This is a genomic window from Streptomyces sp. SID11385 (genome assembly GCF_010548245.1).
Classification (GTDB): Bacteria; Actinomycetota; Actinomycetes; order Streptomycetales; family Streptomycetaceae; genus Streptomyces.
In genome coordinates this window covers 1-5460 of sequence record NZ_JAAGLR010001027.1, presented here as the reverse complement: position 1 = coordinate 5460, position 5460 = coordinate 1, and the positions used below count along the sequence as shown (strand labels likewise).

Annotated in this window: 6 protein-coding genes; 2 read left to right on the top strand and 4 right to left on the bottom strand. The window is 74.1% G+C overall.

Translation table 11 applies throughout. The features are described 5' to 3' along the window. The first annotated feature begins 199 nt into the window (after positions 1–199). Positions 200–1057, top strand: a complete 858-nt coding sequence (locus G3I42_RS31640) for an ATP-binding cassette domain-containing protein (RefSeq protein ID WP_164291125.1) — start codon at positions 200–202, stop codon at positions 1055–1057. A gap of 52 nt (positions 1058–1109) precedes the next feature. Here G3I42_RS31640 and G3I42_RS31635 read toward each other — a convergent pair whose 3' ends face one another. Next, positions 1110–1325, bottom strand: coding sequence for an EF-hand domain-containing protein (locus G3I42_RS31635; protein WP_010270056.1), 216 nt, complete (start codon positions 1323–1325; stop codon positions 1110–1112). A 103-nt stretch (positions 1326–1428) separates the two neighbouring features. Between G3I42_RS31635 and G3I42_RS31630 the strand changes: the two genes are divergently transcribed. Further along, a complete protein-coding gene (locus G3I42_RS31630; protein ID WP_164291124.1) occupies positions 1429–2076 on the top strand; it encodes a GNAT family N-acetyltransferase in 648 nt (215 codons plus the stop codon). A 55-nt stretch (positions 2077–2131) separates the two neighbouring features. Here G3I42_RS31630 and G3I42_RS31625 read toward each other — a convergent pair whose 3' ends face one another. From G3I42_RS31625 to G3I42_RS31615, 3 genes are all read right to left on the bottom strand, one after another. Beyond that, complete coding sequence (locus G3I42_RS31625; protein WP_203607611.1) at positions 2132–2734, bottom strand: ATP-binding protein; 603 nt, start codon at positions 2732–2734, stop codon at positions 2132–2134. A gap of 221 nt (positions 2735–2955) precedes the next feature. Next, a complete protein-coding gene (locus G3I42_RS31620; protein WP_164291123.1) occupies positions 2956–3723 on the bottom strand; it encodes an enoyl-CoA hydratase/isomerase family protein in 768 nt (255 codons plus the stop codon). 119 nt (positions 3724–3842) lie between these two features. After that, positions 3843–5090 carry an Ig-like domain-containing protein gene (locus G3I42_RS31615; RefSeq protein WP_164291122.1) on the bottom strand — a complete coding sequence of 416 codons (1248 nt, stop codon included), beginning with the start codon at positions 5088–5090 and terminating at the stop codon, positions 3843–3845. Between the last annotated feature and the right edge of the window lie 370 nt (positions 5091–5460).

The following is a 5460-nucleotide window of genomic DNA, read 5'->3' as shown; positions in this document are numbered from 1 at the left end:
CGCCTCGCCGCGCACACGCTCACGGCGTGGAGCACGGGCGCGTCGGCGCTGCGGCTGCCGGTGGCGGCGGCGGAGGGCTGAGGCGGAGGGCGGGGGGGCGGGGGGCGGAGGGCGGAGGGCGGACGCCCGCCGCGGGTGCGTCCGTATCGTGAACGGGCCGGGCGTGCGCCGCCCGCGCGGGCGTACCTTTCGGTGCACTATGACCACCACTCCCGTACGCGAAGCAGAAGCAGAAGCAGAGGACGAGGCCCGGGCGGCAGCGGTGCTGCACGCCGAGGAGGTCGAGCTCGTCCGCGACGGCGCCCTTCTCCTGGACCGGGTGTCCCTCACCGTCCGCGAGGGCGAGCACTGGGCGTTGCTCGGCGCCAACGGCGCGGGCAAGACGACGCTCCTGAGCCTGCTCGGGGCGCTCAGCCACCCCACGCGCGGGCAGGTCGAGGTGCTGGGACGCCGGCTCGGGCGCGTGGACCTGCGGGAACTGCGGACGTACGTCGGGCATGTGAACCCGCGCCACCCGCTGCGCAGCGCGCTGAAGGTGCGCGACGTGGTACTGACCGGGCTGACGAACAGCGTCGAGCCGCTGCCGCGCTGGCAGCCCGACCCGGAGCAGCGCGAGCGCGCGGGGCGGCTCATCGCGACGCTCGGCCTCGGGCACCGCGCCGACGCGACGTGGCCGACGCTCTCGCAGGGCGAGCGGGGCCGCGCGCTCATCGCGCGCTCCCTCATGCCGGAGCCCCGCCTGCTGCTCCTCGACGAACCGGCGACCGGGCTCGACGTCGCGGGCCGCGAGCAGCTCATCGAGAGCATCGAGGCGCTCACCGCCGGTCGCCCCGCGCTCGCCTCCGTCCTCGTGACGCACCACCTGGAGGAGCTGCCGCCGAGTACGACGCACGCGCTGCTGCTGCGCGGCGGGAAGGTGCTCGGGAGCGGGCCCGTGGACGAGGTGCTGACGAGCGAGTCGGCCTCGGAGTGCTTCGGGCACCCGCTGCGGCTCGAACGGCACGGGGGCCGGTGGAGCGTGCGGACGGCGGGACGGGCGCGCGCCGTCCAGGCTTGAGAGCGGCGGTACGTGGGGGCGGTCCGTGTCGACGGGCCGCCCCCTCGCGTGATCAGCCCTTGTGGACGCCCGCCCAGAACTCCTCGAAGGAGAGGAGCTTGTCGCCGTTGGCGTCCTTCGAGGCGATGATGGCCTCGGCGACGGACGCGGTGACGTAGAAGTCGCCCATGCGGGCCATGGCCGACTTGTACTCGTCGGCGGTGATGAAACCGTCCCCGTCGGCGTCGAACTGCTGGAACGTCTTGCGTGCCTCTTCGATGTCGGCCATCGCCCGTCCACCCCTTCTCGGTGCTTCTGTACGGCGGTCAGGGTATCCGGCCCGCCCCGGCGCGAGGAGGGCGAGACCCTGACGGGGAGAGGGAGTACGGAAGATGACGGACCTGGGCGCGCTCTTCGCGGACCTGGCGCGGGGGCGTTTCCCCGCGCCGGACGGGACGACGACGGTGTGGCCGCTGGGCGGGGAGCGCGAGGCGGGGGTGCTCGCGCTGACGGCGCGGTCCTTCGTCTTCGCGGACGCGGACGAGGAGTGGGTGCGGGAGCGGCTCGCGCGCTCCGGTTCCGACCCGCTCGCCGCGAGCCTGCACCCGTCCTTCCTCGCCGCGCTCCTGGCGCGGACCGGGCGCCGGATGGACACGGTGGACCTCCTGACGGTCGCCCCCGCGCTCCCCGGCCCGCCCCCGCTGGAGCTGCGCGAGCGCGCGCCGCAGGGGCATCCGCGGGTGGCCAGGGCGCTGCGGCGCCGCACGGAGGTGCGGGTCTGGGAGACGGCCGAGGGCGACGTGGTGCTCCTCGGCCGGGGGCCGGGCGGGCGCTGGGAGACGGCGATCGAGAAGGAGTCGGCGGTACGGGGGCGGGGCCGCGCCCTCGCGCTGGCGGCGCGTCACCTCGTACCGGACGCGGCGGTGTGGGCGCAGCAGGCCCCGGGGAACGCGCGCAGCGTGCGGGCCTTCCAGGCGGCGGGGTACCGCGCCGTGGGGGCGGAGGCGTTGCTGTGGCGCCCGGCGGAGGGGGCGGCCTGAGCCACGCGGAGAGGCCGGGGCGGTGAGACGCGCGGACAGGGCGGGGCGAGGGGCCTCAGCGGTCCGTCACGCGCAGCTCGAACCACGTCTTCTTGCCGACGGGCAGCAGGTCCACGCCCCACCGCTCGCTGAGCCGCTCGACGAGCGCGAGCCCGTAGCCGCTCGTGACGGCCGTCCCGAAGGACGGCATGACGCAGGGCAGGGCCCGCGAGGGATCGCGGAACTCGACGCGGATACGCCCTGGCCGCCGGGTCATGCGCAGCCCGAAGGAGCGCGCGCCCGCGTGCCGCACGGCGTTGCCGAGCAGCTCCGAGACGAGGAGCGCGGTGGTCTCGGCGAGTGCGGGCGACAGCCTCCACTCCTCGGTGACGACGAGCGCGGCGAGGCAGCGCAACTCACCCCCCGACTCCGGGGTCGCCTCGACGCGGATCTCCGACTCCGCCGGGTTCCCGTGCGCGTCCAAGGCCGCCAGGGCGCGTTCGTCCTTCGCGCCCGGCGTCCACCGTGCCGCGGGCCCGCCCTGCTCGGCCCGCCGCGTGTGCTCTGTGCCCTCCAGCCCCGCCATGCCCCCCATGATGGCGCTCCCCAGCGGTACGCGGGCGCGTTCCGGCGGAATATGACGGGCCGCCGGGAAGCTCGTGAAGACCACGCTCGGCATATGCCGAAGGCAAAAGGGAAGCTCCGGCGGGGGTCACCGGGGGTGATGACGCTGTGCGGACGCGTGATCACCCCCCGGGTGCGCACCGTTTCTTAAGGTTCGCTTAAGGCGGACATAAGACGTCGCACGCGGGGCGTGCGCGCCCCCGCGCGCCCGGGGACGGCGAGGACGGCACGCCCGGCACGGGGGCCGCGCACGCGTGCGCGCGCCCTGGAGGCCGCTCAGCCGAAGTGTGCCTTGCCCGGCCCGTCCTCGACGAAGCTGCGCATCCCGGTCTCGCGGTCCTCGGTCGCGAACAGCCCCGCGAACCACGTGCGTTCGAGCGCGAGCCCGGTGTCGATGTCCGTCTCCAGGCCGCCGTCCACGGCCTCCTTCGCGGCCCGCAGCGCGAGCGCGGGGCCCTTGGCGAGCTTCGCGGCCCACGCGTGCGCGGCGGCGAAGACCTCCTCGGCCGGGACGACCTGGTCCACGAGACCGATCCGCAGCGCCTCGTCCGCGCGCACCTGACGCCCGGTGAAGATGAGGTCCTTGGCGCGCGAGGGGCCGATGAGGCGCGCGAGGCGCTGCGTGCCGCCGGCGCCGGGGATGAGGCCGAGGAGGATCTCGGGCTGCCCGAGCTTCGCGTTCTCGGCGGCGACGCGGTGGTCGGCGCACAGGGCGAGTTCGCAGCCGCCGCCGAGCGCGTAGCCGGTGACGGCGGCGACGACGGGCTTCGGGATGCGCGCGACGGCGGTGAACGCCTCCTGGAGGGCGCGCGAGCGCAGGACCATGTCCTTGTGGCTCATGTCGCGCATCTCCTTGATGTCGGCCCCGGCCGCGAAGACCTTCTCGCTGCCGCGGATCACGACGGCCCGCACGTCGTCCCTGCGGGTGATCTCGTCCGCGAGTGCGCGCAGGCGGTCCTGCACGGCGACGTTGAGCGCGTTCATGGGGGGCCGGTCGAGGGTGAGGGTGGCGACACCTTCGTCGACGTCGAAGAGCACAGTCATGCCTGCACCTTATGTGCCCAGGTCACGGCCGCGGACGTGCGCTGTGCCACAGGGGCGGTACGGGTACGGGGCGCCGCCCGCGAAGGCGCCGCCCCGTACCCGTACCGCCCCGAGGGCCGTCAGCTCTCCCACTCGCCCCACGGCAGGTTCCAGCCGTTGAGGCCGTTCCACCACTGGATCTGCTTGTCGTTGGAGTGCGAGACGACGACGACGTCGCCGAGGAGCGAGCTGTTGTAGAACCACGCGGCGGGCGTCGAGGAGTCGCCGCCGCCGCGCGCGTCGCGCAGGCCGACGCAGCCGTGGCTCGCGTTCTGGTTGCCGAAGACGCCGGGGCCCGCCCAGTAGTTGCCGTGCACGAAGGTGCCCGAGGTGGACAGGCGCATGGCGTGCGGGACGTCGGGGATGTCGTACTCGCCGCCGTAGCCGACCGTCTCGCCGTTCATCCGGGTCACCGGGTACTTCTCGCTGATGACCATCTGCCCGTTGTACGTCGTGCTGCCGGGGGCGCCCGCCGTGATGGGGATGTTCTTGACCGTCTTGCCGCCGCGGGTCACGCGCATCGTGTGCGCGCTCGCGTCCACGTAGGAGACCTGGCTGCGGCCGATCGTGAAGTGCACCGTCTTGGCCTGCTTGCCGTAGACGCCCGGGCGGCCCTCGACGCCGTCGAGCGCGAGCGTGAGCGTCACCTTCGTGCCCGGCGCCCAGTACTTCTCGGGGCGGAAGTCGAGGCGGTCGTTGCCGTACCACTTGTGGCGGATCTCGACGTCCGGTTCGGCCTTGACCTCGATGCCGCGCTCGACGGCCTTCGGGTCCGTGATGCCGCGCGAGAAGTTCAGCGAGACCGGCATGCCGACGCCGACCGTCGCGCCGTCCTCGGGCGTGAAGCGGCCGATGAAGGTGTTCTTCGGCACGAGCGTCGTGAACGTCGTGTCCCTCGCCGACTCGCGGCCGTGTGTGTCCTTTGCGACGGCGTGCACCTTGTACGTGGTCGAAGCGGCGAGGTGGAGCTTCGGCCGCCAGGCCGTGCCGCCCTCGACGATGTCGCCCGCGACCTCGGCGCCCTTGGTGTCGGCGACCTGGACCTTGGTGAGCTTCCCCTTGCTCGCGGTGATCTTCAGGGCGCCGCTGGTGTCCACGTCCTTGGCGCCGTCCTTCGGCACGACGGTCACGACCGCCTGCGAGAGGGTCGGACTCGGCTTGACCTTGCCCCCGTTCTTGCCGTCCGCTCCCGCACCGTCCCCGCCCCCACTGCACGCCGTCACCAGCAGCAGGAGCACGCCGAGCAGCAGCGCGGGCAGGGCCCGTGCCCCGCCACCGCTCCCCCGCAGCCGCCCCGCACCCGCGTACGCCGTCGGTCGCCCGCTCACTCCTGTGTCTCCCCTCGCACACGCACGGGGACCGCTTGTGCGCCCCCCGCGATCGATCCGCACAGTCAGATAACCACACACCTGAACGCGCGAGCCCCCCGCGTTTGTCACCGTTGCGTTCCAACTGCCGTCCCCACCTGCGCTCTTCTCCCCAGTCGCCACAGGCCCCCGCGTGAACGGCGCGCCCCGCGGAGGCGAAACGTGAGCGAAGCGCCCCCGGGGGGAAGAACAGGGGTGGGACGGAGCCGCCGAGCCACGGCCGGGCTGCCGCACGCCGCACCGCGGGCACACCTCGCACCACGTGCCCCTCGCGGCGCGCGGCGCCCCGCGTCCCCGGAGCCGCCAGGAGGCCGGAACGTGACGAGCGCAG

Excerpts from the sequence above, each read along its gene's own strand:
- G3I42_RS31620 (WP_164291123.1), bottom strand. The coding sequence starts at position 3,723 with ATGACTGTGCTCTTCGACGTCGACGAAGGTGTCGCCACCCTCACCCTC.
- G3I42_RS31625 (WP_203607611.1), bottom strand. The coding sequence starts at position 2,734 with ATGCCGAGCGTGGTCTTCACGAGCTTCCCGGCGGCCCGTCATATTCCG.
- G3I42_RS31630 (WP_164291124.1), top strand. The coding sequence starts at position 1,429 with ATGACGGACCTGGGCGCGCTCTTCGCGGACCTGGCGCGGGGGCGTTTC.
- G3I42_RS31640 (WP_164291125.1), top strand. The coding sequence starts at position 200 with ATGACCACCACTCCCGTACGCGAAGCAGAAGCAGAAGCAGAGGACGAG.
- G3I42_RS31635 (WP_010270056.1), bottom strand. The coding sequence starts at position 1,325 with ATGGCCGACATCGAAGAGGCACGCAAGACGTTCCAGCAGTTCGACGCC.